20 protein-coding genes and 1 riboswitch are annotated in these 24,831 nt (G+C 70.9%); of the genes, 13 read left to right on the forward strand and 7 right to left on the reverse strand.

Annotated features, from left to right (window positions below; genetic code table 11):
* The first annotated feature begins 94 nt into the window (after nt 1-94).
* The 3 genes from ACQBAT_RS06700 (at nt 95) to ACQBAT_RS06710 (ending at nt 3,647) form a co-directional block, all read left to right on the forward strand.
* Nucleotides 95-1,132 carry a hypothetical protein gene (locus ACQBAT_RS06700; protein WP_420745921.1) on the forward strand — a complete coding sequence of 346 codons (1,038 nt, stop codon included), beginning with the start codon at nt 95-97 and terminating at the stop codon, nt 1,130-1,132.
* Nucleotides 1,129-1,884 carry a hypothetical protein gene (locus ACQBAT_RS06705; protein ID WP_420745920.1) on the forward strand — a complete coding sequence of 252 codons (756 nt, stop codon included), beginning with the start codon at nt 1,129-1,131 and terminating at the stop codon, nt 1,882-1,884. Before ACQBAT_RS06700 ends, ACQBAT_RS06705 begins: the two co-directional genes overlap by 4 nt.
* 234 nt (nt 1,885-2,118) lie before the next feature.
* A riboswitch (TPP riboswitch) is annotated at nt 2,119-2,227 on the forward strand.
* On the forward strand, nt 2,226-3,647 hold the full coding sequence (locus ACQBAT_RS06710) for an MFS transporter (RefSeq protein WP_420745919.1): 1,422 nt from the start codon (nt 2,226-2,228) through the stop codon (nt 3,645-3,647). It overlaps the preceding riboswitch by 2 nt.
* A gap of 65 nt (nt 3,648-3,712) precedes the next feature.
* On the opposite strand, the gene ACQBAT_RS06715 is transcribed toward ACQBAT_RS06710, so the two are convergent.
* Nucleotides 3,713-4,783 carry an aldo/keto reductase gene (locus ACQBAT_RS06715; RefSeq protein WP_420745918.1) on the reverse strand — a complete coding sequence of 357 codons (1,071 nt, stop codon included), beginning with the start codon at nt 4,781-4,783 and terminating at the stop codon, nt 3,713-3,715.
* A gap of 130 nt (nt 4,784-4,913) precedes the next feature.
* Between ACQBAT_RS06715 and ACQBAT_RS06720 the strand changes: the two genes are divergently transcribed.
* Complete coding sequence (locus ACQBAT_RS06720; protein ID WP_420745917.1) at nt 4,914-5,543, forward strand: hypothetical protein; 630 nt, start codon at nt 4,914-4,916, stop codon at nt 5,541-5,543.
* Nucleotides 5,544-5,624: 81 nt separating this feature from the next.
* Here ACQBAT_RS06720 and ACQBAT_RS06725 read toward each other — a convergent pair whose 3' ends face one another.
* The gene (locus tag ACQBAT_RS06725; RefSeq protein ID WP_420745916.1) at nt 5,625-6,812 is read right to left on the reverse strand and encodes an LppP/LprE family lipoprotein; all 1,188 of its coding nucleotides are present in this window, start codon (nt 6,810-6,812) and stop codon (nt 5,625-5,627) included.
* A 36-nt stretch (nt 6,813-6,848) separates the two neighbouring features.
* On the opposite strand from ACQBAT_RS06725, the gene ACQBAT_RS06730 reads away from it, so the two are divergent.
* From ACQBAT_RS06730 to ACQBAT_RS06740, 3 genes are read left to right on the forward strand one after another with little or no spacing between them, the layout of a single operon-like run.
* Complete coding sequence (locus tag ACQBAT_RS06730) at nt 6,849-7,391, forward strand: gamma carbonic anhydrase family protein (protein ID WP_420745915.1); 543 nt, start codon at nt 6,849-6,851, stop codon at nt 7,389-7,391.
* Between the two features lie 12 nt (nt 7,392-7,403).
* Nucleotides 7,404-8,228 (forward strand): histidine phosphatase family protein, encoded by an 825-nt coding sequence (locus ACQBAT_RS06735; RefSeq protein ID WP_420745914.1) that lies wholly within the window; start codon nt 7,404-7,406, stop codon nt 8,226-8,228.
* The gene (locus tag ACQBAT_RS06740; RefSeq protein ID WP_420745913.1) at nt 8,225-9,109 is read left to right on the forward strand and encodes an NAD(P)H-hydrate dehydratase; all 885 of its coding nucleotides are present in this window, start codon (nt 8,225-8,227) and stop codon (nt 9,107-9,109) included. The genes ACQBAT_RS06735 and ACQBAT_RS06740 overlap by 4 nt, the downstream gene beginning before the upstream one ends.
* 48 nt (nt 9,110-9,157) lie before the next feature.
* Here ACQBAT_RS06740 and ACQBAT_RS06745 read toward each other — a convergent pair whose 3' ends face one another.
* On the reverse strand, nt 9,158-10,726 hold the full coding sequence (locus ACQBAT_RS06745) for an inorganic phosphate transporter (RefSeq protein WP_420745912.1): 1,569 nt from the start codon (nt 10,724-10,726) through the stop codon (nt 9,158-9,160).
* 273 nt (nt 10,727-10,999) lie between these two features.
* Here ACQBAT_RS06745 and ACQBAT_RS06750 point away from each other — a divergent pair, with 273 nt between their 5' ends.
* Nucleotides 11,000-12,784, forward strand: a complete 1,785-nt coding sequence (locus ACQBAT_RS06750) for an FAD-binding protein (RefSeq protein WP_420745911.1) — start codon at nt 11,000-11,002, stop codon at nt 12,782-12,784.
* A gap of 113 nt (nt 12,785-12,897) precedes the next feature.
* Here the strand turns inward: ACQBAT_RS06750 and ACQBAT_RS06755 are convergent, their stop codons facing one another.
* Together ACQBAT_RS06755 and ACQBAT_RS06760 are read right to left on the reverse strand one after the other, a co-directional pair.
* Complete coding sequence (locus tag ACQBAT_RS06755; RefSeq protein ID WP_420745910.1) at nt 12,898-13,521, reverse strand: TetR/AcrR family transcriptional regulator; 624 nt, start codon at nt 13,519-13,521, stop codon at nt 12,898-12,900.
* Nucleotides 13,518-14,843: an alpha-amylase family protein gene (locus ACQBAT_RS06760; protein ID WP_420745909.1), complete on the reverse strand. Its 1,326-nt coding sequence runs from the start codon at nt 14,841-14,843 to the stop codon at nt 13,518-13,520. The genes ACQBAT_RS06755 and ACQBAT_RS06760 overlap by 4 nt, the downstream gene beginning before the upstream one ends.
* Nucleotides 14,844-14,907: 64 nt before the next feature.
* Between ACQBAT_RS06760 and ACQBAT_RS06765 the strand changes: the two genes are divergently transcribed.
* Together ACQBAT_RS06765 and ACQBAT_RS06770 are read left to right on the forward strand one after the other, a co-directional pair.
* Nucleotides 14,908-15,717 carry a DUF4232 domain-containing protein gene (locus tag ACQBAT_RS06765; protein WP_420745908.1) on the forward strand — a complete coding sequence of 270 codons (810 nt, stop codon included), beginning with the start codon at nt 14,908-14,910 and terminating at the stop codon, nt 15,715-15,717.
* A gap of 9 nt (nt 15,718-15,726) precedes the next feature.
* A complete protein-coding gene (locus ACQBAT_RS06770; protein ID WP_420745907.1) occupies nt 15,727-16,698 on the forward strand; it encodes a quinone oxidoreductase family protein in 972 nt (323 codons plus the stop codon).
* Between the two features lie 12 nt (nt 16,699-16,710).
* Here ACQBAT_RS06770 and ACQBAT_RS06775 read toward each other — a convergent pair whose 3' ends face one another.
* Nucleotides 16,711-17,637, reverse strand: coding sequence for an ABC transporter permease (locus ACQBAT_RS06775; RefSeq protein ID WP_420745906.1), 927 nt, complete (start codon nt 17,635-17,637; stop codon nt 16,711-16,713).
* Nucleotides 17,634-20,504 carry an alpha/beta fold hydrolase gene (locus ACQBAT_RS06780; protein WP_420745905.1) on the reverse strand — a complete coding sequence of 957 codons (2,871 nt, stop codon included), beginning with the start codon at nt 20,502-20,504 and terminating at the stop codon, nt 17,634-17,636. Before ACQBAT_RS06780 ends, ACQBAT_RS06775 begins: the two co-directional genes overlap by 4 nt.
* Nucleotides 20,505-20,647: 143 nt before the next feature.
* On the opposite strand from ACQBAT_RS06780, the gene ACQBAT_RS06785 reads away from it, so the two are divergent.
* The 3 genes from ACQBAT_RS06785 (at nt 20,648) to pdxA (ending at nt 24,701) form a co-directional block, all read left to right on the forward strand.
* Complete coding sequence (locus tag ACQBAT_RS06785; protein ID WP_420745904.1) at nt 20,648-22,153, forward strand: GntP family permease; 1,506 nt, start codon at nt 20,648-20,650, stop codon at nt 22,151-22,153.
* A 3-nt stretch (nt 22,154-22,156) separates the two neighbouring features.
* Nucleotides 22,157-23,485 carry a four-carbon acid sugar kinase family protein gene (locus ACQBAT_RS06790; RefSeq protein WP_420745903.1) on the forward strand — a complete coding sequence of 443 codons (1,329 nt, stop codon included), beginning with the start codon at nt 22,157-22,159 and terminating at the stop codon, nt 23,483-23,485.
* Between the two features lie 172 nt (nt 23,486-23,657).
* Complete coding sequence (pdxA, locus tag ACQBAT_RS06795; protein ID WP_420745902.1) at nt 23,658-24,701, forward strand: 4-hydroxythreonine-4-phosphate dehydrogenase PdxA; 1,044 nt, start codon at nt 23,658-23,660, stop codon at nt 24,699-24,701.
* Nucleotides 24,702-24,831: the final 130 nt, after the last annotated feature.

The raw sequence follows: 24,831 nt of genomic DNA on the forward strand, positions 1-24,831 counted from the left end.
GCGTCGTGATGCAGCCGCTCGGAGCGGGCGTGACTATGCGATCGCGCGTGCCCGGACCCATCTCCAGCGCGCTGAACAAGCCTACGAGCCAGGGGTGATCCAGGCCGAGAAACAGGTCGAGCGGGCCGGTCGGGATGTGGTGATCGCCTCCGCCGCAGGGGTGCAGTTGGGGCGGGTGTCCGTGACGGTGCACGGTCGGCAGCATCCGCTGAGCGACGGAACTCGCTTCGAGATCGCGATGAGGGAGGAGGTGATCTACGTCCGAACCGAGATGGACTCGGTGGTCTCGAGCCGCAGCGGGGAGCTGCGGCTCACCGATCCCTGGTGGACCGAGACGATCCCGATCACCTCGATCGATCATGCCGAGGTGCACGATCTGGCCCGGTTGGGTCGGATGGCCGTCGCCTCGCTGGACAACGCTTGGCGAGAACGGGAACTCCGTCTCGAGCAGGCCAGGGCCTGGCTGTCGAAGGTGGAGGCCGACACCAGGGCGGTCGCGCTGGCACGGATGACCTACGAGGACGTCGTGGGTTCTGCGGCAGGCGGCATCGAGCCAGGGCAGGGGCACGAGGATGGCGGGCTGACGGGGCGGGAGGCTGCCAGCCGCGACATCGCGGCCATCGTCAGGCACCGGCGCGACGCCCTCAACAGCGCGAGGAGTCGTCTGCGGGCAGCCCAGATCGCCTATGACGGGCAGATCGGTCGGGCCCGGGACCTGCTCGAGCTCGCGTCCCGTGAAGAGGTCACCGCGACTTTCGCGTGGGTCAACGTGACCAGGTTGTCGGTCTTCGTGGTCGAGCGACAGCGCGCCCTGAGTGAAGCGACCAGCTTCTCGGTCCACCAGGTCCGGGAGGCAGCTCATGACAACCAGGACTACGAATTGCGGATCGTGGACCCTGCCTGGTCGGAGACCGTGCCGTTCGACCGGCGCGGGGAACCTGCAGCCAGGGCCTTCGCGACCGTCGGTGTCCAGATGGTGGCTGAGCTGGCCGAGTCGCGGGCCGCCTGGGAACGGGGCGTGGGAGCTGCGCGCGCCGCCCTGGAACGGGCAGTGTCGAACACCCTGGAATTGGAGCAGGCGCGGGCAGCCTACGCTGCGCTGCAGGAGGCCCCGCGGGAGGTGCGAAGGTGATCGTTCGGCTGGTGGGCTTCGTGCTGGTTGTCGGCGTGTTGTCGATGATCGTGCTGCTCCTCCTCTGGCTGCAGGACAAGCTGGAGCTGCGACGTGCGGCGAACCGCCTGCGGATCGCCGAGTTGGAGTCCGAGCGCACCGCCGCCGCGCAGGGGGAGGACCGTCCAACCGGTGAGTCGCGGGCGCAGCAGCATCGTGCGGCACTCGCCCGCGCCAAGGCCCATCTCGAGGCCGCCCAGCACGCCTACGACGATGCGGTCGCAGCGGCCAAAGATCAGGTCGATGCAGCCGGGGCCGATCCGGAGGTGGGCTCCTATCGCGGCGTGCGGCTGACTCGGATGTCCCTGGGCAACGAGAATCGTCAGCACATGCTGAGCGCTGACACCACCTTCACGGTGGAACAGACGGGCGAGCGGACCTTCTACACCGATGCGGAGGGATGGGGTTTCGCTCCTGCTGAATACACCCTGACGATCACCGACCCGCAGTGGCAGGAAGTCGTGAAACTGACGGAGGACGACAAGCGGACCGCGGAGGGGTTCGCTCGGCGGGGTGAGATGTGCGTGCGCACCCTCGCGCAGGCGAGACGCGAGCAGTCACGTCGGGTGGCCGAGGCCAAGGCCCGACTCGACACCGTGCGCGCTGACACCGCCGAGCTCGACCTTGCCCGGATGACCTACGAGGACCTGCGCGGCTCCGGCCCGCATCGCAGTGACCTGCCCGAGGCGCCCGACGAGGATCCGCAAGGCTAACGCTCGCGCGTTCGGTCGCCTCACGGGTCGACATACTGGACGTTCGGTGGGGGTTTTCTCGCGCACGGCGCGCGTCCGGTGGGGGTTGTGCGCAGCACGGCGCGCGTCCGGTGGGGGTTGTGCGCAGCACGGCGCGCGTCCGGTGGGGGATTTCGGGCGCACCGCGCGCGTCCGGTGGGGGTTTTCTCGCGCACCGCGCGCGTTCGGTGGGAGGTGGGGCGGGGGTTAGGGTGAGCGGACCTACGCGGGAGCCTCGGCAGGGGCTGAGAACGGGTTGATGCCATCCGGACCGTCCGAACCTGTCCGGGTCATGCCGGCGGAGGAAGCGAGGGGTCCCCTCAATGCCACACCCACCCAAGCCATCCCCAGCGACGACGGGGACGCGAGCGTCTGGCCGGGACACGACATACGAGGACCTGCCCCCGGAGGGGCGTGCCGCGCTGCGCGGCGGGGTGGTCGGCAACTATGTCGACCAGCTGCACATCTTCCTCCCGCTCGTCGCGCTCGCACCAGCGCTCGGCACCCTCGCCGGACCGCACGCAACGGCCGGCACCGGGGCGCTCGTGGTCCTTGCGATGCTGCTCGGGCGACCGGTCGGCGGGATGATCTTCGGCGCGATCGCGGATCGCTGGGGGCGCACCCGGACCACCCGGCTCGCGATCGCCGGCACTGCAGCGTGCTCCTTCGGGATCGCGGCGGTGCCTTCACACGAGGTGATCGGACCGCTCGCGATCACCCTGGTGCTGCTGCTGCGCTTCGTGGGTGGGGTGTTCATCGCAGGGGAGTACTCAGCCGCGATCCCGCTGGCGATGGAGTGGTCCCGGCCGCGTCGACGCGGCCTCTTCTCCGGGCTGATCATGTCGATGGCGCCGTGGGCGCAGGCGACGATCGCTTTCGTCACCGGCGTGCTGCTCGTCGTGCTCGGCCAGGATGCGTATGCCGCATGGGGTTGGCGGATGTCCTTCGTCGCCGGCGGACTGGCCTCGGTCGCGATGCTGATCTACTACCGACGCAACGTGACCGATGCCCCGGTCTTCCGCGCGGCGCAGCGCGTGGAGGGAGAGGGCTCGGCAGGCGCGGGCGGTCAGGGCGGTGGGGTGGCGCGGCCGCGACTGGTCGAGGTGATGTTCGGGTGGTATCGGAGCGCCTTCTGGACGATGTTCGGGCTGATGACCGGGCTGTGGTTCCTGACCCAGATGACCGTGATCGCGCTCCCGGGCTGGCTGCGCGAGCAGGTCGGTCTGGATGCGACCCAGGTGTCCTGGGCGATGGGGATCGCGGCCGTCGGGCAGGCGATCGTGATGAGCCTGACGGGCCATCTGTCGACGCTGACGGGCCGGCGCCGCTTCTACCTGCTGTGGGGAACGCTGGCCGCATTCGCCGGCCCGGCGGTCTTCTGGTGGACCATCGGCCAGCGCGACCTGGCGCTGGTGGCGGTCGGGGCGGTCGTGCTGCAGGCAGTGACGGTCACGGCCTACGGGCCGATCGGTGCCTATCTGTCCGAGCGGCTCACCACGGCGGTCCGGTCCACCGGCTACGGCACGGCGTACTCGCTGTCGATCGTCGTGCCGGCGCTCTTCCCGTTCTACCTGCCCCCTCTGCAGGAGATCTTCGGTGATCTCGCGCCGGTGCTGGCGATGATCGTGCTCGGCGGGGTGATCGTCGTCATCTGCGCCGCCATCGGTCCTGCGCTGCGCCCCGAGGATCTCGAGGGCGATGTCGAGGAGGTGGCGCGCCGGGCGACCGCGGGTCAGCCTGCGTGACGGGCTGGTGACCGTCACCAGCAGTCGTGACTCACCAGCGGTTGTGTCTCACCAGCGGTTGTGTCTCACCAGCGGTCGTGCACGTGCTCCCGGATCAGCTCGTCATAGAGCTCCTCGTAGGCCCGCAGCTCCTCCGACGAGGTGGGCGCCAGGGCGGCCGCCGCGGCGTTGGCCCGCGCCTGCTCGGGTGAGGAGGCACCCGGGATCACCGTGGTGACGCCCGGCTGGTCGATGATCCACCGCAGGGCGCGCTGTGCGGGCGTCGAGGTGCCGCGCTCGCCGGTGTCGCGCTCGCCGGTGTCATTCGAGCCAGCGTCGCCTGAGCCAGCTTCGTCTGAGCCAGCTTCGTCTGAGCCAGCCCCGATCTCGGCGAACCGGCGGGCGGCAGCCAGCCCCACGTCATACGGGACACCGGAGAAGGTCTCGCCCTGGTCGAACGCCTCCCCGTGCCGGTTGTAGTTGCGGTGGTCGTCCGCGGCGAACTGCGTGTCCGCGGTGAAGCGCCCGGTGAGCAGGCCGCTGGCCAGCGGCACCCTGGCGATGATCGCCACGCCGGCCTCCGCCGCCGCACCGAGCACCTGCTCCAGCGGCTTGCGGCGCAGCACGTTGAGGATGATCTGCACACTCGCGACGTGCGGCCGGGCGATCGCGGTCAGTGCTTCGTCGCAGGTCTCGACGGACACGCCATACGCGCGCATACGGCCCTCGTCGACCATCTCGTCGAGCGTCTCGAAGACGGCGTCGGTGCTGAAGACCGGGGTGGGCGGGCAGTGCAGCTGGACCAGGTCGAGCGTGTCGTCGCCGAGCAGCTCGCGGGAGCGGTCGTTCCACCGGCGCAGGTTGTCGGGTGTGAAGGTCTCCGGCACGTGCGGGTCGGCCCGGCGCCCCATCTTGGTCGCGACCAGGAAGTTCTCCCGCCCGCGCTCGTGGACGAATCGGCCCACGATCCGCTCGCTACGGCCATCGCCATAGACATCCGCGGTGTCGAAGAAGGTGACGCCGGCGTCCGCCGCCGCGGCCAGGATCTGTGCGGCGGTGTCCTCGGCGACCTCGCCCCAATCGGCGCCGAGCTGCCAGCAGCCCTGGCCGATGACGGAGACGGGGCGGGGCAGGCGGTCGGTGGTCCGGGATTCCATGGTCCTACGCTAAAGCGGTCAGGGACGGGCTGCGACGCCAGGCGTCCGCCGGGAGGGCACTGATCGAAGGGACGTCATGAGCGGTCACGGGGAGCATGGTCGCGGGGCCAGTCGTGGTCAGCGAGGGCGGGTGCCGATCGGCTTCCTCATCGCGGTCGCGATCATCGCGCTCGTCGGCGGGCGGCTGCTGTGGCAGTGGCTGACCGCGGAGGAGCGCGAGACCTCCGCGCCCTTCCAGGACCAGGTCGCCCAGATCCCCGGCGTCGCGGACGTCAGCGTGGACACCACACACACGCCTCAGAGCGGCGGCGGTGAGCGGTCGTTGACCTCGAAGATCGTCTTCGGTCCGGAGGCGCTGGCGGACCCGGGTGGCACGGCCCAGCGGCTCGCCGATGTCCCTCTGGGTTTCAGCCAGTCGGCCTGGTCGGTCGAGGGCACGCACGCGACGGCTCAGGTGCACTACCTCAACCGCACCGATCCGGCGCCCTACGCCTGGTGGTTGGACGCCGCCGCTGTGCTCGACGAGCAGGTCCCCGACGCCCGACTCAGCTGCGCGATCCGGCTCGGCTCGCTCGACTGCGAGGTGGACGGAGCCGATCCCGGTATGGCGTTACGCGCCTTCGCCGACGTCGGCGGCGCCGCAATCGCGCCCTGGGTGGAGGCGTCCTCACCCGACCCGGACCAGCCGCACGGCTTCCGGCTGCGGATCGGCGACGAGGAATTCACCGACGCGGTGGACCTAGGGCGCGCCGGAGGCTGACCGGCCCAGTCGTGCCCGGGTACGGCGCAGCCGCTCCAGGTCGGGCGAGTCGCGGAATGTCGTGCGCCCGTCCGGCGTGAATCAGAACGAGCGCAGGCCCTCCCGGTTCATGAACGCACCGTGGCCGGTGGTGACGTCCCAGCAGGTCAGGCCGTTCATCTCGGAGGCACAGACGAGGTTCTGATGCTGGACCTGCTGGCCGTACTCCACCACCTGCGGACGGGTGCTCGAGCTCTCGAACGCGGGCGGATCGCCCTTGGCCGACAGATGAGCCTGACCGTCCTCCTCGAAGACGACCCACCAGAGCGGATCACCGATCGCGTCGGTGGCGGCGGGATTCTCGAGCATCGACAGGATCGCGCAACCGGCGGAGTTGGGCCCCAGGTCGCAGCCGATGTTCCCGGTCGGCGTGATGATGATCGCGGTGCCGGGGCTGGTCGTCGCAAAGGTCTGGACCTGGAGTGCGGTGGCCGGGGCGGGACCACCGGCTCCCGGGTAGGCGTCCGGGATGTCGGCCAGGGCCGAGCCGGGCGCTGCCGACGCGTCGGCCCCGTCGGCATAGGGCGGCAGGTCGCCGGTGCGCTCGACAGTTCCCTGCTCGTCGTCCCAGGTCAGCCGCCAGACAGCTCGTCCGCTGGCCTGCGCGTTGGCTTCCATCTCCTGGGGATAGGTGTAGGTGACGTTGAGGATCCCGTCGGTGACCCGTGCCACCTCGGGCCAGAAGCCCAGCGGTGTCTCGGTGGCGGTGCCGACGAACTCGCCCTCGTGGAAGAGCAGGATGACGAACGGGGAGGAGACGGTGCCCCCGACGATCGGCACCGTCAACCAGGACAGGTCGGCGCACGGGTCGTAGGTGGAGGTGTCGGTCAGGGCCGGGCTCCAGTTGCCCGGGTCATTCGGGTCGTTCGGATCGACGTCGTCGAAGAAGGGCGGGATCTCAGGGAGCCAGCGCGCCAGGGCCTCCTCGCCGGTGAGGTCCCCGCACAAGGCTGCCGGTGGCGGAGCTGTGCTGGCCTGCGCTTCGTCACTGCTGTCATCGCCGTCGTTGTCATTGCCGTCGTTGTCATTGCCGTCGTTGTCATCGCCGTCGTCGTCAACAGCAGGTGCTGCGGTCGTCGCGTCGGGCTCGGCAGTGGTCGGTGCCTCCGGCGTCCGGACCGGGGCGCCGGTCTGGGGGTCAGAGTCAGGGGATTCGCCGCCGCAGGCCGTGATCAGGAGGGCTGCGAGCAGTGCCGGGAGCACGGCCCGACGTCGCGTTCCGATGCGCATGGCTCACGCTATCGCTCGTCTTGGCAGGATGGGGGGATGACGAGCGACACCACTTCTGGCCTGGTCCTCCCACTCGGCGATCGCCGACCGGACATCGACCCGGAAGCCTGGCTTGCGCCATACAGCGTCGTGAGCGGGAGCGTGCGGATCGGTGCGGGGAGCAGCGTCTGGTACGGGACCTCGGTGCGCGGGGACAACGAGCAGATCACCCTGGGGGAGCGGGTGAACCTGCAGGACAACGTGGTGGTGCACGCGGATGAGGGTTTCCCGACCACCGTCGAGGACGACGTCTCCGTCGGGCACGGGGCGGTGCTGCACGGCTGCAGCGTGGGCAGCGGCACGATCGTCGGGATGGGCGCCGTGGTGATGAACGGCGCCCGGATCGGCGCCTCGTGCCTGGTCGCTGGTGGCGCGGTGGTGCTCGAGGGAACAGAGGTGCCGGACGGCTCCCTGGTGGCCGGGGTCCCGGCCAGGGTGCGGCGCGAGCTGACGGAGGAGGAGCGTGGGGGGTTGCGTCAGGGCGTCAACCACTACCCGGGTCTCGCGCAGATCCACCGAGAGGCCCTCGCCGATCGCTGACAGGATCGGAAGATGACGCCCTCCGATGCGCCATACGCGACCCTGACCAGCGTCTCGCCCGAGCGAGGCCTCCACACCCTGGTGCTCGTCCGGCACGGCGAGAGCGAGGGCAACCTCGCCGACCGCGCCGCCCTCGATGCCGAGCAACCCCGCCTCGACCTGGAGGTACGCGACGCCGACGTCGACCTGTCCAGCACCGGGGTGGACCAGGCGGAAGCCGTGCGCGAGCACCTGATCTCCCTACCCGAGGACGAGCGGCCGACCGCGGTGGTGAGCTCGCCCTACGTGCGGGCCCGGCGGACCGCCGAGATCGCGATGGACGGCCTGGACCTGCCGCTGGTCATCGACGAGCGCCTGCGCGAGCGGGACCTCGGCGCCTTCGACGGGCTGACCTGGATCGGGATCGAGCAGGACTATCCCGAGGAGTCGAAGCGACGCGAGCGGATGGGCAAGTTCTACTATCGCCCGCCGGGCGGGGAGAGCTGGGCCGATGTGGTGCAGCGGGTGCGGCAGGTGCTCCTGGAGATGGAGGAGAGGTATGCCGATCAGCGGCTGTGGGTCTTCTCCCACCAGGCCACGATCATGGCGTTCCGGGTCGCGGTCGAGGGTTTCGATGAGGCTCGGGTGCTGCAGGCCGACAAGGAGGAGCCGCTGGCCAACTGCTCGCTGACGACCTATCGCCGGGGCGACGCGGGGCTGGAGCTGGAGTCCTATGGCGACACCGTGGCCGTCGATCGCGGGGGTGAGCACGTGACGCACGAGCCCTCGCACGCGACAGAGAACGACGTGAGCGATGTCGATGTGAGCGATGGCGATGTGAGCGAGGACGACGAGTGAGCCGCCCCACCCCCCAGATCGTCACCCCGCACCTGCTGCGGGAGTGGCCGCTGCCCTCCCTGCAGGACAACAAGGAGTCCCGCGGACGGGTCCTGGTTGCTGGCGGCAGCCGGGACAACCCCGGTGCGGTGCTCCTCTCGGCCGAAGGAGCCTTGCGCGTCGGTGCTGGCAAGGTGCAGATCGTCACCGCGCGCTCGGCCGCGACCGCGCTCGCCGTGCACATGCCCGAGACCATGGTGCGCGGCGTGGGCGAAGAGCAGGACGGGGAGCTGACCTCCGAGCTGGTCGACGTCGTGATCGAGCTGGCCCCCGAGTGCGAGGCGGTTCTCCTCGGCCCTGGGATGGGCGAGGCGCACCGCGCCGGGGACCTCGTGGGCAAGATCCTGGCCGAGATCACGGTGCCGGTGGTGATCGACGCCCTGGCGATGAAGGCCGTCACCGATGACCCGTCCTGCGTCGAGCATCTTGACGGGCGGGCCGTGCTCACCCCCAACCTGCACGAGCTGGCGATGACCCTGGGCTGGACCGATGAGAAGGTCGAGGCCGATCCGCGCGAGGCAGCGCTGCGGCTCGCTGCCCGCACCGGTGCCTGCGTCTCCGGTGGCGGGGCCACCACGTGGACCGCGCACCCGGACGGACGCTCCTGGCAGGGCTCGGTCGGTGGACCGGGGCTGGGCACGTCCGGCTCGGGAGATGTGAAGGCCGGGGTCGTGACGGGGCTGCTGGGGCGTGGTGCCGATCCGTGTCAGGCCGCGGTGTGGGGTTCGCACCTGCACGGCAGCGCCGGGGACCGGCTCACCGCCGAACTCGGTGCCACCGGCTTCCTGGCGCGGGAGCTGGCCGCCCAGGTGCCCCAGGTGCTGGCAGAGCTGGACGCCTGACCCTCGGACCCGCGTGCTGCAGCTCGCGTTGCGGATACTGCGGCGCGCTCAGACCATCATCCCGCGCAGGGCGAAGTAGAAGAGGCTCGCCAGCAGAGCTGAGGCGGGCACCGTGATGATCCAGGCCGAGACGATCCGGAACAGGTGCGAACGGCGCACGAGTTGCCGCTTGAGCGCCTTCTTCAGCTTGCGTTGCTGGGCGGCGGTGATGACCGCCTCATGGCCCATCTCACTGAGGTTGCCGAGCATCTCCCTCTTGGTCTCAGCATCAGCGTTGACGAAGGTGTAGAGGACGCGCTCGACCTCGGCGATGTGCTCATCGCCCTGGTGGCTGTGCAGCACGTCCTCGACGGCCTTGGCCATCCGCTGGTCGAGGTACTCCCGCAGGAAGCCGACCCCGAAGATGCCGCCCAGCGCGACGTGGGTGGAGCTGATCGGCAGGCCCAGCTGGCTCGCGACGATCACCGTCAGGGCGGCGGCCAAGGCGATACAGAAGGCGCGGGACCGGTCCAGCTCGGTGATCTCTGAACCGACCGTGCGGATGAGCCGTGGGCCGAACAGGGCCAGGCCCAACGAGATGCCGACCGCACCGACGATGAGGACCCACAGCGGAATGCCGGCCTCGTCGTCGATCTCGCCACCGGCGAGGACCTCGACGACACCCGCCAGCGGGCCGACGGCGTTGGCCACGTCATTGGCGCCGTGGGCGAAGGACAACAGCGCCGCGGCGAAGATCAGCGGCATCGTGAACAGGGCGTTGACGCCCTCCCTGTTGTTGGTCAGGGACGGGGCGCGGCGGGCGATCCGCGGACGGGTGACCAGCACGGTGACGATGCCGGTGGCCAGGCCGATGACCATCGCCAGCGGGGTGCTGACGGTCACGACATTCTGCACGCCCTTCATGGCGATGTAGGTCGTGAAGGTCCACGCCATCAAGCCGAGGAGATAGGGCACGAAGCGCACTGCGGCCTCGATCGGGTTGGCCTTCCACAGCACGCTGCGCTCGAGCACGTAGAGGAGTCCGGCAGCGATGAGGCCGCCGGCGAGCGGGGAGATGACCCAGCTGGAGGCGATGGCGCCCATCACCGGCCAGTTGACGATGGCCACCCCCGAGGAGGCGATGCCCGCCCCCATCACGCCGCCGACGATCGAGTGGGTCGTGGAGACCGGCGCCCCGAGCCAGGTCGCGACGTTGAGCCAGATCGCGGCGCCGAGCAGCGCGCCGATCATCACCCAGACGAAGACCATCGGTTCATCGATGTCGGCCGGGTCGATGATCCCGTTCTTCACCGTGCTGACGACCTCGCCACCGGCGATGATCGCCCCGGCGGCCTCGAAGACTGCCGCGATGACGATGGCGGCGCCGAGGGTCATCGCCTTCGACCCCACCGCCGGGCTCACATTGTTGGCGACGTCGTTGGCGCCGATATTCATCGCCATGTAGCCGCCGATGAGGGCGGCGGTGATCAGCAGCCACGAGTGCTCCACGTCGCCGAAGAGCGAGCGGGTGTAGAAGAGCACGATCGCGAGGAAGACGGCGGCGGTCGCCATCCGGGCCAGCTGACCAGGGGCTTTGCTGCTGATCTGCTCGACCTGGGGGTAATCCTTCAGTTTCATCGGCACAGTGCCTTCCGCCCGCGTTGTGGGGAGTGATGGCCCGAGGGCCGAAGATCAGGGTCACCAGACGTTAACGGGCCAGCCTCCTTGCAGCAATCTCATGTTCAGCGGGATCTCCCCTTGCCCGGGCGCCCGGTGGCTCCTCCAGCTCCGCTCACGCCCGCGCCCCGGGCGATCAGCAGGCAGGAGCGGGCGGGCCAGACTAGGCTGGCGGCATACCGGACAAGGCTGTCCGCAGACCGCCCGTGAGACCAACTGGAGGAGTAGCTGCCCATGACCACGACCCCCAGCGCGACGACGCCGACCACGCCCTCAACCAGCGCCCTCGTGGACCCCGCACGGACGGAGCCCAGGGCCCCTGACCGTACGGGAGCTGAGCACACGCGAGCTGAGCACACTGCGCCCGAGCACGCTGCGCTCGAGCACGCTGGTCCCACCTACGACGTGGTCGTGGTCGGCTCGGGCAGCGCAGCCTTCGCCACCGCGATCGGGGCGGCCGATGAGGGCCTGAGCGTGCTGCTGCTGGAGAGCACCGACAAGTGGGGCGGCAGCTCGGCGATGTCCGGCGGCGGGCAGTGGCTGCCCAACAACGCGGTGATGCAGCGCGACGGCGTGGCGGACTCGCGGGAGGAGGCGCTGGAATACCTCGAGCTGACGGTCGGGGACGAGGGACAGAGCACCTCACGCGCCCGCAAGGAGGCCTTCGTCGACGGTGTCGCCGACTGGGTGGACACGACCGAGTGCTACGGCATCACCTGGGCGCGCGCCAAGGAGTATCCCGACTACTACCCCGAGCTGCCCGGCGGCAAGATCGGCCGCGCGCTCGAGGTCAAGCCGGTGGACTCCAAGAAGATCGGCGACTGGTGGGACAGCGCCCGCGCGATGATGCCGCTGCCGATCATGACCGACGACGTCTGGCAGATCGTGCGCTCCTGGTCGACCGTGGACGGGATGCAGCGTGGGGTCCGCCTGGTCACCCGGATCCTGGGCGGCGTCGTGACCGGCAAGCGGCTGGTCGGCATCGGCGCCGGCCTGATGACGGCGCTGTTCGATGTGGCTGTCCAGCAGCAGGGCAGCGAGTTGTGGCTCGACGCGAAGGTGACCGACCTCATCGTCGAGGACGGCCGGGTCGTGGGCGTCCAGGTGGAGCGGGCTGGCCGGGAGATGACGGTCCGGGCCCGGCGCGGGGTGATGCTCGCTGCCGGCGGATTCGACCACAACACCGACATGCGGCAGAAGCACCACGGCATCGAGGGCGACCCCTCAGGTGGCCCCGGCAACCTGGGCCAGGTGCACCAGATCGCCGCCCGCCACGGCGCGGCGATGGAGCTGATGGACGACGCCTGGTGGGGCGCCTCGATCTCCGGTGTGGGCGAGCACGACCCGGGCTTCCTGGTCGGCGAGCGGTCGCTGCCCTACATGCTCATCGTCGATGCGCAGGGCAGGCGGTTCGCCAACGAGGCCGAGTCCTATGTCGACCTCGGGCACCGGATGCTGGAGCACCTGGAGCACAATCCCTCTGGCATCTACTGGATGGTCTCCGACATCCGCCACGCCCGCCGCTACCTGCGCTCCTACGCGATGGATCCGCGGGTGAACAAGGAGATGGAGGAGGCTGGGCTGCGCGTCGTGGCCCCGACCCTGGCCGAGCTCGCCGTGAAGACCGGCCTCGACGCGGAGACGTTCAAGGCCACCATCCAGCGCTTCAACGGCTTCGCTCGCGCCGGCATCGACGCGGACTTCGGCAAGGGAAACTCGGCCTACGACCGCTACTACGGCGACCCGACGGTGCATCCCAACCCCTGCCTCGGGCCGGTCGAGCGCGGACCGTTCACCGCCTACCGCGTCGTGATCGGCGACCTCGGCACCAAGGGCGGCGTGGTCACCGATGAGTGGGCGCGGGCGCTGCGCGAGGACGGCTCGGTGATCGAGGGCCTGTATGCCGCAGGCAATGTCAGCGCGTCCGTGATGGGCCGCACCTACCCGGGTCCCGGCTCGACCATCGGTCCGGCCGTGGTCTTCGGGATGATCGCCGGGCGGCACATGGCCCGCGGCTGAGTCGAAGCCCCCGGCGGTGCACAGTAGCCGGGCGGCGCGCCGGTCGGGACCGGCTCAATCGCGCCCGGGCGCGGCTGAGCCGGTCTTCCCCGGGCGTGTCGCGGGACGGGTTGTCAGTCGCGCTGCAGTCCGCGCCCAACGAGTCGCAGGACCCGGTATGCCGTTTCTCGCCGATCCGGCACCTCGGGTCGGCGGTGGGTCGCGCCGTGCACCATGGCCAGGACCAGCATCACGTCCTCGACGGTGAGTTCGCCATCCACCTCGCCTGCCTCGCGCGCCTGCTGCAGCGGCGCGGCGAGCAGGTGGGCGAGGGCGTCCGACGGGAGGTCCGCCGCGAGTTCGTGGCGCTCTCCCAGCGCCGCCTCGAGGAAGCCGCTGGACTCCACGAGGGTGTCCACGATCTGCCGCCAGAGGTGGTCGAAGGCGGTCCCGTCGTCGTGGCTCGCCAGCTCAGCGGCACGCGCCTCCAGCTGCTCCATCGTCTCGGCCACGACCCCGCGGGCCAGCGCCTGGCGCGTGGGGAAGTGGCGGTAGAGGCTGCCCTGACCCACCCCGGCAGCCTTGGCGATCGCGGAGAGGGGAACGGCATACCCCTGCTCGGCGAACAGGCGTCGCGCGGCGGCGAGCAGGGCTGCCCGGTTGCCGGCGGCGGCCGACGGGCCGCGATTGGCCGCGGCGGGCCCGGTGGTCGCTCCGGTCGCGGGGACTGAGCTATCGGCTGCGCGGGCGTCGCTCATCCGCGCCCGCTCCAGGACCACAGCTCCTCGCCGTCGTCGGTGCTGATCCGGGCCCGATGCGCGCCGTCCCGGATGTCGAGCTCGAGCAGGATCGCAGCTGTGGAGGAACTGCCCGGTCCAGGCACGCTGCGCAGGACCAGCCGCTCGTTCTCGGTGGTCACCGCCTCGGTCCGCGCCGTGGCCAGCCAGGGGTGGCGCCGACGCAGCCCGATCAGGTCCACGTGGGCCCGGTGGAGCGCGGCGCCCAGATCGCTGAGCTCTTCAGGACGGTCGGGGAAGCGCGGCCGGATGTCGTCGTCGCCGCCTTCTCGCTCCTCCTTGATCCCGGTATACCCCTGCTCGTCGCCGTAGTAGACCGACGGGATGCCACCCAGGGTCATCAGGACGGCCAGGGCAAGCACCGCCCCGTCCGCGCCCACGCGGGAGGCGATCCGGGTGACGTCGTGGTTGCCGACGAAGGTCTGGGGGACGAAGTGTTCGAGGTAGCCATCGTGACGGCCCACGGCGTGCGCCAGCTCGAAGAAGTTGCGGTCCACGAGCGCCGACCAGGTGGCCTTCCACAGCTCGTACTGGGTGACCGAGTCCATCCCGGACCGCGCCACGATGTCCGCATAGTCGCCGTGGATCACCTCACCCACGACCCAGACCTCGGGGAAGTGTTCGCGCACGGTCGGCAGCACACCGGCCCAGAACTCCGGAGCCACCGAGTACGCAGCGTCCAACCGCCAGCCATCGATCCCGCGCTCCAGCCAGTGCAGCATCACGCTGGTCACGAGGTCGCGGGCCTCGACCGACTCGTGGGCGAGCCGGACGAGCGAGCCATGTCCTTCGAAGACTCGCGCCGCCGGACCGGTCGGTGCATCCCACTCAACATCGAACAGCCGGCCGCCCGCGTCATCCCGGCCAGCAGCCAACGCGGCGAGGAAGGCCGGATGGTGACTGCCGACGTGCGAGAAGACGCCGTCCAGGACGAGCCGCAGGCCCCGCTCCCGGCAGGCCAGCACCAGCTCCTCGAAGTCCTCCTCGGTGCCGAGCCGCGGGTCGATCGCGAAGTGGTCGAGGGTGTCGTAACCGTGCGAGGAGGAGGCGAAGATCGGCCCCAGGAGCAGCCCGTTGGCGCCCAGCTCCACCGCATAGTCCAGCCAGTTGATCAGTGCGCGTAGGCGGGGTACGGCCTGGGGGGAGGCGCTAGACCCCGTCACCCCCTCCACCTCAGGGGAGGCCTGCACAGCCTCGCCGCCGTCCCGGATGGGCGCACCCGTGAACCCCAACGGATAGACCTGCCAGAAGATCGCGTGCTGCACCCAGCCAGGAGACGTCATACCCACCAGTGTCCCCCGAGTGAGCTCAAAGGCGACGTCCAGCCAAGCGTGGTGTCCTGACGTCATGTCGTCGACCCCGGGCCCCGCGCCGCAACGGTCGACCTCCAGCGACCCCGCCATGCTCGTGCTCGGAGAGTCCGCGGGGCGGCCCGGTGGCCCAGCGCCGCAGGACGACCGACCCGCCTGGGCTGGGCGTCCCCGCCGTCGCTCAGGCTCGTGGGCCGGGTTCCTCTTCGCCGGGCTCGTCGGCGCCAGCGGCATGGCGATCCTGCTGTCGATCAACGGCGTCGGCGGTGGGCCGCTCCACGCCACCCAGGGGATCGCGGTCGAGGACGACTGGGCGACGCCCACCGACGCGGTGCCTGCCCCGGCCAGCACCCTCGCCCCCCAGGTCCATGCGGTCGCCGAGCGTGGCGGGGAGGGGGGAGCTGCGGCATACGGGACGCTGTGCCACCCGGACGAGCTCGACCTCGCGGTGAGCACGCCCGTCCCCGGCGGCCACGATGTGACCACCACGCTGACCGTGACCAACACCGGTGAGCGCAGCTGCCAGGTCGAGGGGTGGCCGAGCGTGCGGGTGCTGTCCGGGGAGGAGGACCTCGCGCTCTTCGTGCACGTCGCGACCGTCGACCCGGTGCGCGGCGAGCACGTCGAGTCGACCCCGATCACGCTGGATCCAGGGGAGCGGGCCGGGACCCAGGTCTGGTGGCGCAGCTGGGGAGCGGCGGCCGACCTTCGGACCCCGCAGCAGCTGCGGATCGGGATCGGCGGCGGCGAAGAGGTCCTTGACCTGCGCGACCAGGACCGGTGGGATGTGGTGCGCTCGGCCGAGGCCTGGGTGGCGCCGTGGCAGGCTGTCGGTGACGACCGATAGGTTCGTCCTATGCGCGCAGTCATCGTCGAAGAGCCCGGTGGGCCGGAGGCCCTGACCCTCGTCGAGCGGGAGACGCCCGACCCTGGCCCAGGGGAGGTGCGCGTGGATCTCGCGGCCGGCGGGATCAACTTCATCGACGTCTATCAGCGCGAGGGGCGCTACCCGATGGAGACGCCCTTCGTCGGCGGCAACGAGGGGGCCGGTGTCGTGTCCGCGGTCGGTGAGGGTGTCGAGGACATCGCCGTGGGCGACCGGGTCGCCTGGGGGATGACGCCCCAGACCGGGTATGCCGAACAGGCCGTTGTCCCCGCCGCTCGCCTCGTCCCCGTCCCCGACGGGATCGAGCTGGAGGTGGCCGCGGCCGCGATGCTGCAGGGGATGACCGCGCACTACCTGGTCAACTCGACCTTCGAGGCGCAGGAGGGGCAGACGGCGGTGGTGACGGCGGCGGCCGGAGGCGTGGGGCTGCTGCTGTGCCAGCTGTTGCGGGACAAGGGGGTGCGGGTGATCGGCACCGTGGGCAGCGAGGAGAAGGGTGAGCTCGCCACGGCGCACGGCGCGAGCGACATCGTGCTCTACCGCGAGGTGGACCTGGCGCAGGAGGTGGACCGGCTGACCGACGGTGAGGGTGTGCACGTGGTCTATGACGGGGTGGGCAAGGACACCTTCGACGCCGGGATCCAGATGCTGCGGCCGCGGGGGATGCTGGTGCTCTTCGGGGCGGCGAGCGGTGCGGTGCCGCCGGTCGACCCGATGGTGCTCAACGGCAACGGCTCGCTGTTCCTGACGCGCCCGACGCTGGGTGACTATCTGGCGACGCGGGAGGAACTGCTCTGGCGTGCGGGAGACATCCTGGGCGCGATCGCTGACGGGAGCCTGGAGATCTCGATCGGTGGGCGCTATCCGCTCGCGGACGCGCAGCGCGCGCACGAGGATCTCGAGGGTGGTCGCACGACCGGGAAGCTGCTGCTCATCCCCTGAGGTGGGGCCCCGTCAGGACAGCACGTCCTTGCGGGTGAAGTGCCGGTAGGCGAGCGCGATGAGCACGGTCGCCCACAGCAGCGCCCAGAGCACCCCGTGCTGCAGCTCGCCCCAGCTCGGCACCTCCTGGCCGAAGAAGGAGATCCAGGCTCGCGCGTTGTGGTTGGGCAGCACCACTCGCCAGTCGCCCAGGGCGTCGAGGGAGTCCAGGATCGAGGACACGATCGCAGCGAGCACGCCCGCGCCCACCGCAGCGAGCGGCGCGTCGACGCGGACGCCGACCCAGAACGAGATGGCCAGGAAGGGCAGGAGCGAGATCAGCACGTAGAGCGCCGCTGCTCCCAGCCGCCAGCTGAAGGACGACCACTCCATCACCCCCGCGCCGGGCACCACCATCTCGCCCAGCCCGTAGCAGATCGCACCGACGGCCAGCACATACCCGAGGAAGCCGACGAGCGTGAGCATCGTCCACGCCAGCCCGACGAGCAGTTTCGTCGTGAGCAGACGGCCGCGGGGGACGGGCGCCACGAGCAGGTAGCGCAACGAGGACCACGAGGCCTCCGAGGCCACGGCGTCACCGACGAACAGGCAGCCGATGATGAGCAGCAGCAGTTCGGCGGTGACAAAGAGCATGAAGACGGTGAAGTTGGGTGCACCCTGCGTCGCGACATCGTCGAAGCCGCGCCCGCCCCGGTCACCGCCGTCCCCGAGCGCGAAAGCCGCCACCACGATGAGCGGCAGCACCGCGAGGATGCCGAGCAACCAGCGGGTGCGGGGGCGGCCGGCCTGCCGGCGCCACTCGGCGGCGAAGGACAGGGGGCGTGCTCTGGTCTGGGACGCCTGGGAGGCCTTGGACGCCTGGGACGTCTGGGAGGCCTTGGACGTCTGGGGTGAGTCGGGGGTCTGGGGGGTAGGCGAGGTGGGGGCGGGAGTGCTCATCGGGCGCGCACCTGCCTCAGCAGCTCGGTCAGGTCGGTGCCGTCACCGGCTCCGCTCGCCCCGGCGATGGTGTTCATGAAGACCTCCTCGAGGCTGCGTCCGCTGCTCACGCCGACCTCCTCGACCGACCCGGCCGCCAGCACCCGGCCGGCGTGCATGACGACCACGTGCGAGCAGGTCATCTCCACCTCGGCCAAGAGATGGCTGGAGACGACCACGCACCGGCCAGCATCGGCGTACCGTTGCAGGATCGGGCGCAGCGCCGCGATCTGGGGCGGGTCGAGCCCGTTGGTCGGCTCATCCAGGATGAGCACCTCGGGCAGCCCCAGCATCGCCTGGGCGATCCCGAGCCGCTGCTTCATCCCGTGCGAGTAGGAGCGCACCGGTCGCTCGAGCGCGTCGCCGAGGGCGGCCACCGCGAGCGCCTCGTCGAGGTGGGCCTCCTCAAGGGGGCGTCCGGTCGCGGCCCAGTAGGCGTGCAGGTTCGCCCGGCCGGTCAGGTGCGGCAGGAAGCCGGGTCCCTCGACGAGCGCGCCCACCTGTCGCAGCGCGGGCGAGCCCGGGGTGACCTGGCGGCCGAGCAGGCGCACGCCGCCCTGGTCCGGGCTGATCAGCCCGAGCACCATCCGGATCGTCGTCGTCTTGCCGGCGCCATTGGGTCCGAGCAGACCGACCACCTGACCGCGACGGGCCACCCAGGACACGTCGTCGACCGCGCGGTGGCCGTCCGGGTAGGACTTCACCAACCCGTCGACGACGAGAGGCGGCTCAGTCTGGTCCGGGGTCTCGTGGTCGGTCTGGTCCGGGGTCGCGTGGTGGGTGGGGACCGGGGTCTCGTGGTGGGTGGGGACCGGAGCCTCGGCCTGGATCCGCCTGCGGCGCAGGAGGTATGCCGTGACCCCCAGGCCCGCCCACACGGCACCGAGGGCGATGATCAGGGCGATCGACTGCCCGTCGAGGGGACCGGGGCCGGGCTGACGGGTGCCACCGAGCTGGGGGAGGACGAGGTCACCGGCGGGCTCGACCTGGACGAGCGCCGCGGCGGTCTCGTTGCGGAAGGAACCGTCGGTGGCGGCGACCAGGACGCGCCAGCGCGAGCCTGCGGAGGCGGAGTAGGTCGCCTCGGGCAGCTGCACCGTGACCTCGGTCGGGACGCCCGGCGTGGTGGCGACCCGGACGGGTGCGACGAGGGAACGTTGCGACAGCGGGGTCAGGCCCTCACCCGGCACCTCCCAGAGGGAGAGGAAGAGCGTGGTCTCCTCCGCGGAGGAGGTGATCCGCAGCGGCAGGGTCGGTGACCCCGCGACCTGCTGGTCCTGGGCAAGAGGCGCGGTGTCCAGGGTGAGGTGCTGGCCGGGCAGGGCGGCGAGCGGATAGGCCGAGACGCCGGAGAGCACGGCCCCGAAGCCAGGCAGCGTGCTCATCGCCGTGGGTGTCCCACCCGGCGGCACCTGGAGGGCGTTGGCGCCGTTGAGGGCCACGGGCAGGGAGAGCGGGTCGGGCGGGCTGGCGAGACCGGCCGGGCCGACATCGAGCACGGTGGTGTGTTCCTCGCGGATCGAGCGCGGCTGGGCGTAGGTGAGGGCCGGCAGTGGAAGCCGGTCGGCGCGGTCGATGGCCTCCCCGGTGCCGGGATGTCCGCTCACCAGGGTTGCGCGCAGCCAGCGGACCAGCGCCTCGTGCTGGGCCTCCCGCTCGGCGGCTGCGGCCTGCGCCGCCCGGCGGCTGAGGAAGTCCTCGCCGGGGCCACCGGACTGGTCGGCGGACCCGTCGTCCGCTGCCTGCGCTGCGCCGCCCTGACCGCCGCCCTGGTCGGCGCCGTGCCCGCCATCGGCCCACCGCACCGCGACCGGGACATCCCGCTCACGCAACTGATCGGCCGTGCGGGTGGCATGGTCCAGGCCGAACAGGGTGTCGTCCATCCCCTGGACCAGATAGACCGGGGTGGTTCTCGGTATACCGTCGATCACCGCAGCCGGAGACCGCCGGGTCAGCAGGTCGAGGAGCTCCTGGGACGGGCGGCCGCTGTCGGTCGCCTCGAGCATGACCGCGCACAGCTGCGGATCGAAGCGCCCGCAGACGGCCGCACCGAGGTCAGCGTCGTCGAGAGTGCCGGATCCACCGCCGAGACCGTCCGCGGCGTCGCCGCCGGTCGACAGGGGCTGTCCGCCGCCGACCATGGAGAAGAAGGTGGAGGCCCAGATCGCCTTGAGCGGCCCAGGCTCGTCCTCGGCTGAACCCTTGACCTGCCCGTTCTGCGGGAAGAAGGCCTCGGCGAGGTCGTGGTAGGTGATGCTGGCCGCCACCGTGTCGACGCGCTGGTCGGTCCCGGCGGCCATCAGGGCAGCAGCCCCACCGTAGGAGGCCCCGACGACGGCGACGCGCGGATCCCCGGGGCCGTCCTGAAGGATGTCGTCGCGTTCGGCGAGCAGGTCGATGAGGGTGGAGATGTCGGCGATCTCCAGGTCGGGATCGTTGAGGTGCACGCGACCGCCCGAGCCGTAGAACCCCCTCGCGGACCAGGCGAGCACGGCATACCCCTCCTCGCGCAGCTGCTCGGCCTGCTCCCGCATGCCAGCGGCGCTCCCACCAAAGCCGTGAGCCAGCAGGACGGCCGGGTGCGGCCCGGGCGAGGGACCATCGGGGAGATAGAGGTCGGCAGTGAGGGACACCGGGGTGCCATCCGGCTCCGCAGCCACATCCACCCGGAAGCTCTCGGCGGGTGGGGTGGCCTCAGGCGCCTCGCTCTCGCGGGTGGCCCACCAGGTGAGCGCGAAGGCGGCGACCAGCGCCAGGACGAGGAGCGCCGCGAGCCAGGGCCGGGCACGGAGCCCGCGGAGGGCTGCAGCGGGTCGTCCGGGGCGCACTCCGTCAGTAAACACGACTGAGTGCGCCGGACGGAATTGCGCGAACTGCGCAAGAAAATGCTTGACATCGCCAGGTGGGGCTGGAAGTCTTTCGCGAACCGAGCAGCCCTGGCTCGGATCCATCCCAGAATCGAGCGCACCCCATGGACTATCAACTCCTCCTGGCACTCCTCGTCGGCATCGCGGTCATCATCGTCGTGGTCCTCCGGACCCGCCTCGACGCCTTCATCGCGCTGATCCTCGCAGCGCTGATCACCGGCATCCTGGCCGGTCAGGAACTCACCGGCATCGTCGGATCGATCACCGCCGGCTTCGGCAACACGCTGGGCAGCATCGGCATCGTGATCGGCCTCGGGGTCGGCATCGGCAAGATCCTCGAGGTCTCCGGCGCTGCCGACGCGCTGGCCCGCGCCTTCCTCCGCGCCTTCGGCAAGGGCCGTGAGGAATGGGCGATGGGCAGCGTGGGATCCCTCGTCTCGATCCCGGTCTTCTGCGACTCGGGCTACGTGATCATGAACCCGCTGGCCCGCTCGATCGCCCGCGTGAAGCGGGGTGGCTACGTGGCGCTCGCCCTGGCCCTGGGCTGCGGCATGACCCTCACCCACCACATGGTCCCGCCCACCCCCGGCCCGCTGGCCGCGACCGGCATCCTGGGCGCCGACCTTGGCCTGGTCATCGTCACCGGCCTCATCTTCACTGTGATCCTGCTGCCCGTCGTCGTCCTCTACGCCAAGTGGGTCGGCCCGCAGCTGGAGGACCGCATCATCCCCGAGGTCCGGGAGGCCGTCTTCGGCACCACCGCGCTGGCCGGTGCCGGTGCGCGCACCGGCTCCGGCTCCGGCGGCTCGGGTCACTTCGAGAGGGATGGCGATGGCGATGGCGATGGCGACTACGAGATGCCTGAGTACGACCCGACCGAGGCGCTGGGCGCTCCTCCTGAGGGCGCCAAGCCGCACCGGGTCGGTGCCTTCATGGGCTCGCTGCCGCTGGTCATCCCGCTGGTGCTGATTCTGCTCAACACGGTCAGCCAGGCCATCGACCGCAACAACCAGGGCGCGCTCAGCGGCGACTACGAGCCCAGCGGTTGGGTCGTCCCGCTCGTCTTCCTCGGCAACCCGGTCGTTGCGCTGATCATCGGTATGGTCCTGGCCGTCTACGGCCTGCTGCCTCGCTGGACCCCGCGCAACAAGGTGCACCGTTGGCTCTCCGAGGCTGCCGCCTCTGCTGGCCTGATCCTGCTCATCACTGGTGCCGGTGGCGCCTTCGGTCAGGTCCTGCGTGACTCCGGCGTCGGCGACGCACTGGCCGAGGCGATCGCCTCCACCCCGTTGGCCGCCTGGCTGGTGCCGTTCATCATCGCCACCGTGGTCCGGCTCGCCCAGGGGTCGGGCACCGTCGCGATGATCACGGCGGCCTCGGTCACCGCACCTCTGGTGGGCTCGCTCGGGCTGGACCCGCTCGTGGCCGTGATGGCCTGCACCGCCGGCTCGATGGTCTTCAGCTACTTCAACGACTCCTACTTCTGGGTCGTCACGAGGTTCACCGGCCTGGAGGGCACCGATGCCCTGAAGGGCTGGTCCCTGATCACGACAGCAGTGTGGGCCGGATCGATCCCGCTGCTGTTCATCCTCAACCTGATCGTCGGCTGAGCCGTGGCTCGAGCCCTCGTCGTCGCGGACGACCTGACCGGTGCCAACGCCTGCGCCGCGGGCTTCGCCCGGCGTGGCCTGCGTGCCGTGACGGTCGGCCGCGGCGGCGGAGGCTCGGGATGGGGTGCCGTCGCTGAGTTCCACCCACGCTTCGACGTGGTGGTGGCCACCACGGACGCCCGGCACTGGGCGCCGGAGGAGATCGACCGCGTGACCCGGGAGGTCGTGCGGGCCGGGTGGCCGGTCGACCTGGTCTGCTGCCGGATCGACACCACCCTGCGTGGTGGCGTCGGGCCAGCGGCGGCCGCAGCGATCGGGGAGGCCCGAGAGCTCGGCGAGGGTCGGGTCGTCGGGCTCTGCCAGCCGGCGCATCCCGAGGCCGGCCGCGTCACCGTCGAGGGCCACCAGCTGCTCAACGGCCGCCGGCTGGAGGAGACCGAACTCGCCCGCGACGTCCGCAGCCCGATGACCACCTCGGAGGTCGCTGCCCTCCTACGTCAGGACAGCTCGCTCACCGTCGCGACCCTGCCGCTGACCGCGGTCACCGGGCCGAGCGAGGACCTGATCACCGAGATCCGCACGCTGCTCGCGGACCCGGAGCTGGACGTCATCGTCGCCGACGGCATCACCGTCGAACACATTGACCGGGTTGCCGCCGCCGCGGTCCAGGCGGGCCCGGAGGTGCGTTGGGTGGGCATCGACCCCGGTCCCGGTTCGGCCGCGCTGGCCGGGGCGCTCGGTATCGACGGTGGCTTCGCCGCCCCGCTCCTCGCCGTCTCCGGATCGGCCACCGAACTGACCCGCCAGCAGCTGGAGATCCTCCGCCGCGAGCGACCGGTCCACCTCGTGCGGCCCACGCTCCGGGACGACGCGCCGTTGCCCGACGTCGACACCACAGTCCGGGACGTGGTGACCGCCATCGAGGACGGAGGGCGTGGCGAGATCGTGCTCCTGGCCTCCGTGCTGGGACCTGAGGACCTCCTCGAGCTCACCGCTGACCAGGCGGAGGCGTGGCCCAGCCTGCTCGGCCAGATCACCCGGCGGGTGCTCCAGGAGGTCCGCGTCGACGGCCTCTACAGCACCGGCGGTGACATCACCGCCGCCGTCCTGCTCGAGGTCGACGGGCAGGGCATCGAGATCGAGGACGAGGTCGTGCCGCTCGCTGTCGCCGGTGAGATCGTCGCCGGTGCCTGGGCCGGCCTGCCGATCGTCACCAAGGGCGGGCTCGTCGGTGGACCCGCCACCGCCGTCGACTGCCTCGACCACCTGGCCAGGTCGGCTGCCCTCCGCAGCCGGCACGTCCGCAGCGGGGTGTCGCGCGAGACCACCTAGCCGCCACCCGAGCCCTCCAGCCATCCCTCCTGAACTCATCACACCTGACCGCTGACCAGCCCGACTACCCACCCGAGCTCCCCACCGACCCAGCGGGACCGATCGCCCGGCCACACGGCATACGGGACCCGGATCCTGTGACCACCACCCCCACGACCCAAGGAGCAGCACCATGACAACCCCCGTTCTCGCCCTCACCGTCGGCGACCCCGTCGGCATCGGACCGGAGATCACCGCGAGCACGCTGGCCGAGTTCGCCGGCAGCACCGACCACCACGGCATCGCCGTCGGCGACCTCGTCGCGATGCGCAAGGCCGTCGACGTGCTCGGCCTGGACGTCGAGGTCCGCGCCGTCGACGGTTGGGACACCGAGCCCGCGGGGGAGGGCGTGATCGACGTCTACGACATCGGCGTGCTCGGCGACGACATGCCGGAGTGGGGCACCGTCGACGGCCGCGCCGGGAAGGCCGCGCTCGAGGCGATCGAGGTCGCCACCCGCGCCGCGATGGACCAACAGGTCGCCGGCATCGTCACCGGGCCGATCAACAAGGAAGCCATCTGGGCCGCCGGGAGCAAACACCTCGGCCACACCGAGATGCTCGGCGAGCTGACCGGCGTGACCAAGCAGGACACGATGTTTGTGGTCCGCAACGACCAGCACGGAGGCCACCACCTGCGCATCTTCTTCGCCACCCGGCATATGTCGCTGCGCAAGGCGTTGGACGCGATTACCGTAGACAACCAGGTCGAGTCGATCGAGCGTGCCTATCGGGCGCTGCAGGTCTTCGGCGTCGACCAGCCGCGCCTGGCGACCGCCGCGATCAACCCGCACGGTGGGGAGAACGGCGCCTTCGGGGACGAGGAGATCGAGACCCTGCGGCCCGCCGTCGAGCGCGTCAACGAGGGTGGCAAGCAGATCGCCGGGCCGATCCCGGCGGATTCCGTCTTCCACCAGGGGCTCGTCGGCCGCTATGACGGCGTGCTGTCGCAGTATCACGACCAGGGGCACATCGCGGCCAAGACCTACGACTTCGACGGGACCATCTCGGTGACGGTCGGGCTGCCGATCCTGCGGACCTCCGTCGACCACGGCACGGCCTTCGACATCGCCGGGACGGGTAAGGCTGACCACGGGACGATGCGCTCGGCCTACCTCGCGGCGGTCGACTACAGCCCGTTCGTCGAAGGGATCCGGGAGGAGTACCTGCCGCGCTGACCGCTGCGCCCGGCCGGGGTCGCGCCCGGTCGGGGTCACGCCGGTCGGGTCGCGCCGGGTCGGACGTGACCCCGGAGGCGGGCGGGTGGTCCGCACGAGGCAGGATGCACGGCATACGGGATCGGGCTGG

Origin of the sequence: Ornithinimicrobium pulveris (assembly GCF_050261105.1) — a bacterium.
Taxonomy (GTDB): Bacteria; Actinomycetota; Actinomycetes; order Actinomycetales; family Dermatophilaceae; genus Ornithinicoccus.

What these genes read in the sequence shown, in the direction of transcription:
- ACQBAT_RS06710 (WP_420745919.1), top strand. Translation starts at nt 2,226, where the DNA reads ATGCCACACCCACCCAAGCCATCCCCAGCGACGACGGGGACGCGAGCG.
- ACQBAT_RS06715 (WP_420745918.1), bottom strand. Translation starts at nt 4,783, where the DNA reads ATGGAATCCCGGACCACCGACCGCCTGCCCCGCCCCGTCTCCGTCATC.
- ACQBAT_RS06725 (WP_420745916.1), bottom strand. Translation starts at nt 6,812, where the DNA reads ATGCGCATCGGAACGCGACGTCGGGCCGTGCTCCCGGCACTGCTCGCA.
- ACQBAT_RS06730 (WP_420745915.1), top strand. Translation starts at nt 6,849, where the DNA reads ATGACGAGCGACACCACTTCTGGCCTGGTCCTCCCACTCGGCGATCGC.
- ACQBAT_RS06735 (WP_420745914.1), top strand. Translation starts at nt 7,404, where the DNA reads ATGACGCCCTCCGATGCGCCATACGCGACCCTGACCAGCGTCTCGCCC.
- ACQBAT_RS06745 (WP_420745912.1), bottom strand. Translation starts at nt 10,726, where the DNA reads ATGAAACTGAAGGATTACCCCCAGGTCGAGCAGATCAGCAGCAAAGCC.
- ACQBAT_RS06750 (WP_420745911.1), top strand. Translation starts at nt 11,000, where the DNA reads ATGACCACGACCCCCAGCGCGACGACGCCGACCACGCCCTCAACCAGC.
- ACQBAT_RS06755 (WP_420745910.1), bottom strand. Translation starts at nt 13,521, where the DNA reads ATGAGCGACGCCCGCGCAGCCGATAGCTCAGTCCCCGCGACCGGAGCG.
- ACQBAT_RS06760 (WP_420745909.1), bottom strand. Translation starts at nt 14,843, where the DNA reads ATGACGTCTCCTGGCTGGGTGCAGCACGCGATCTTCTGGCAGGTCTAT.
- ACQBAT_RS06765 (WP_420745908.1), top strand. Translation starts at nt 14,908, where the DNA reads ATGTCGTCGACCCCGGGCCCCGCGCCGCAACGGTCGACCTCCAGCGAC.
- ACQBAT_RS06770 (WP_420745907.1), top strand. Translation starts at nt 15,727, where the DNA reads ATGCGCGCAGTCATCGTCGAAGAGCCCGGTGGGCCGGAGGCCCTGACC.
- ACQBAT_RS06775 (WP_420745906.1), bottom strand. Translation starts at nt 17,637, where the DNA reads ATGAGCACTCCCGCCCCCACCTCGCCTACCCCCCAGACCCCCGACTCA.
- ACQBAT_RS06785 (WP_420745904.1), top strand. Translation starts at nt 20,648, where the DNA reads ATGGACTATCAACTCCTCCTGGCACTCCTCGTCGGCATCGCGGTCATC.
- pdxA (WP_420745902.1), top strand. Translation starts at nt 23,658, where the DNA reads ATGACAACCCCCGTTCTCGCCCTCACCGTCGGCGACCCCGTCGGCATC.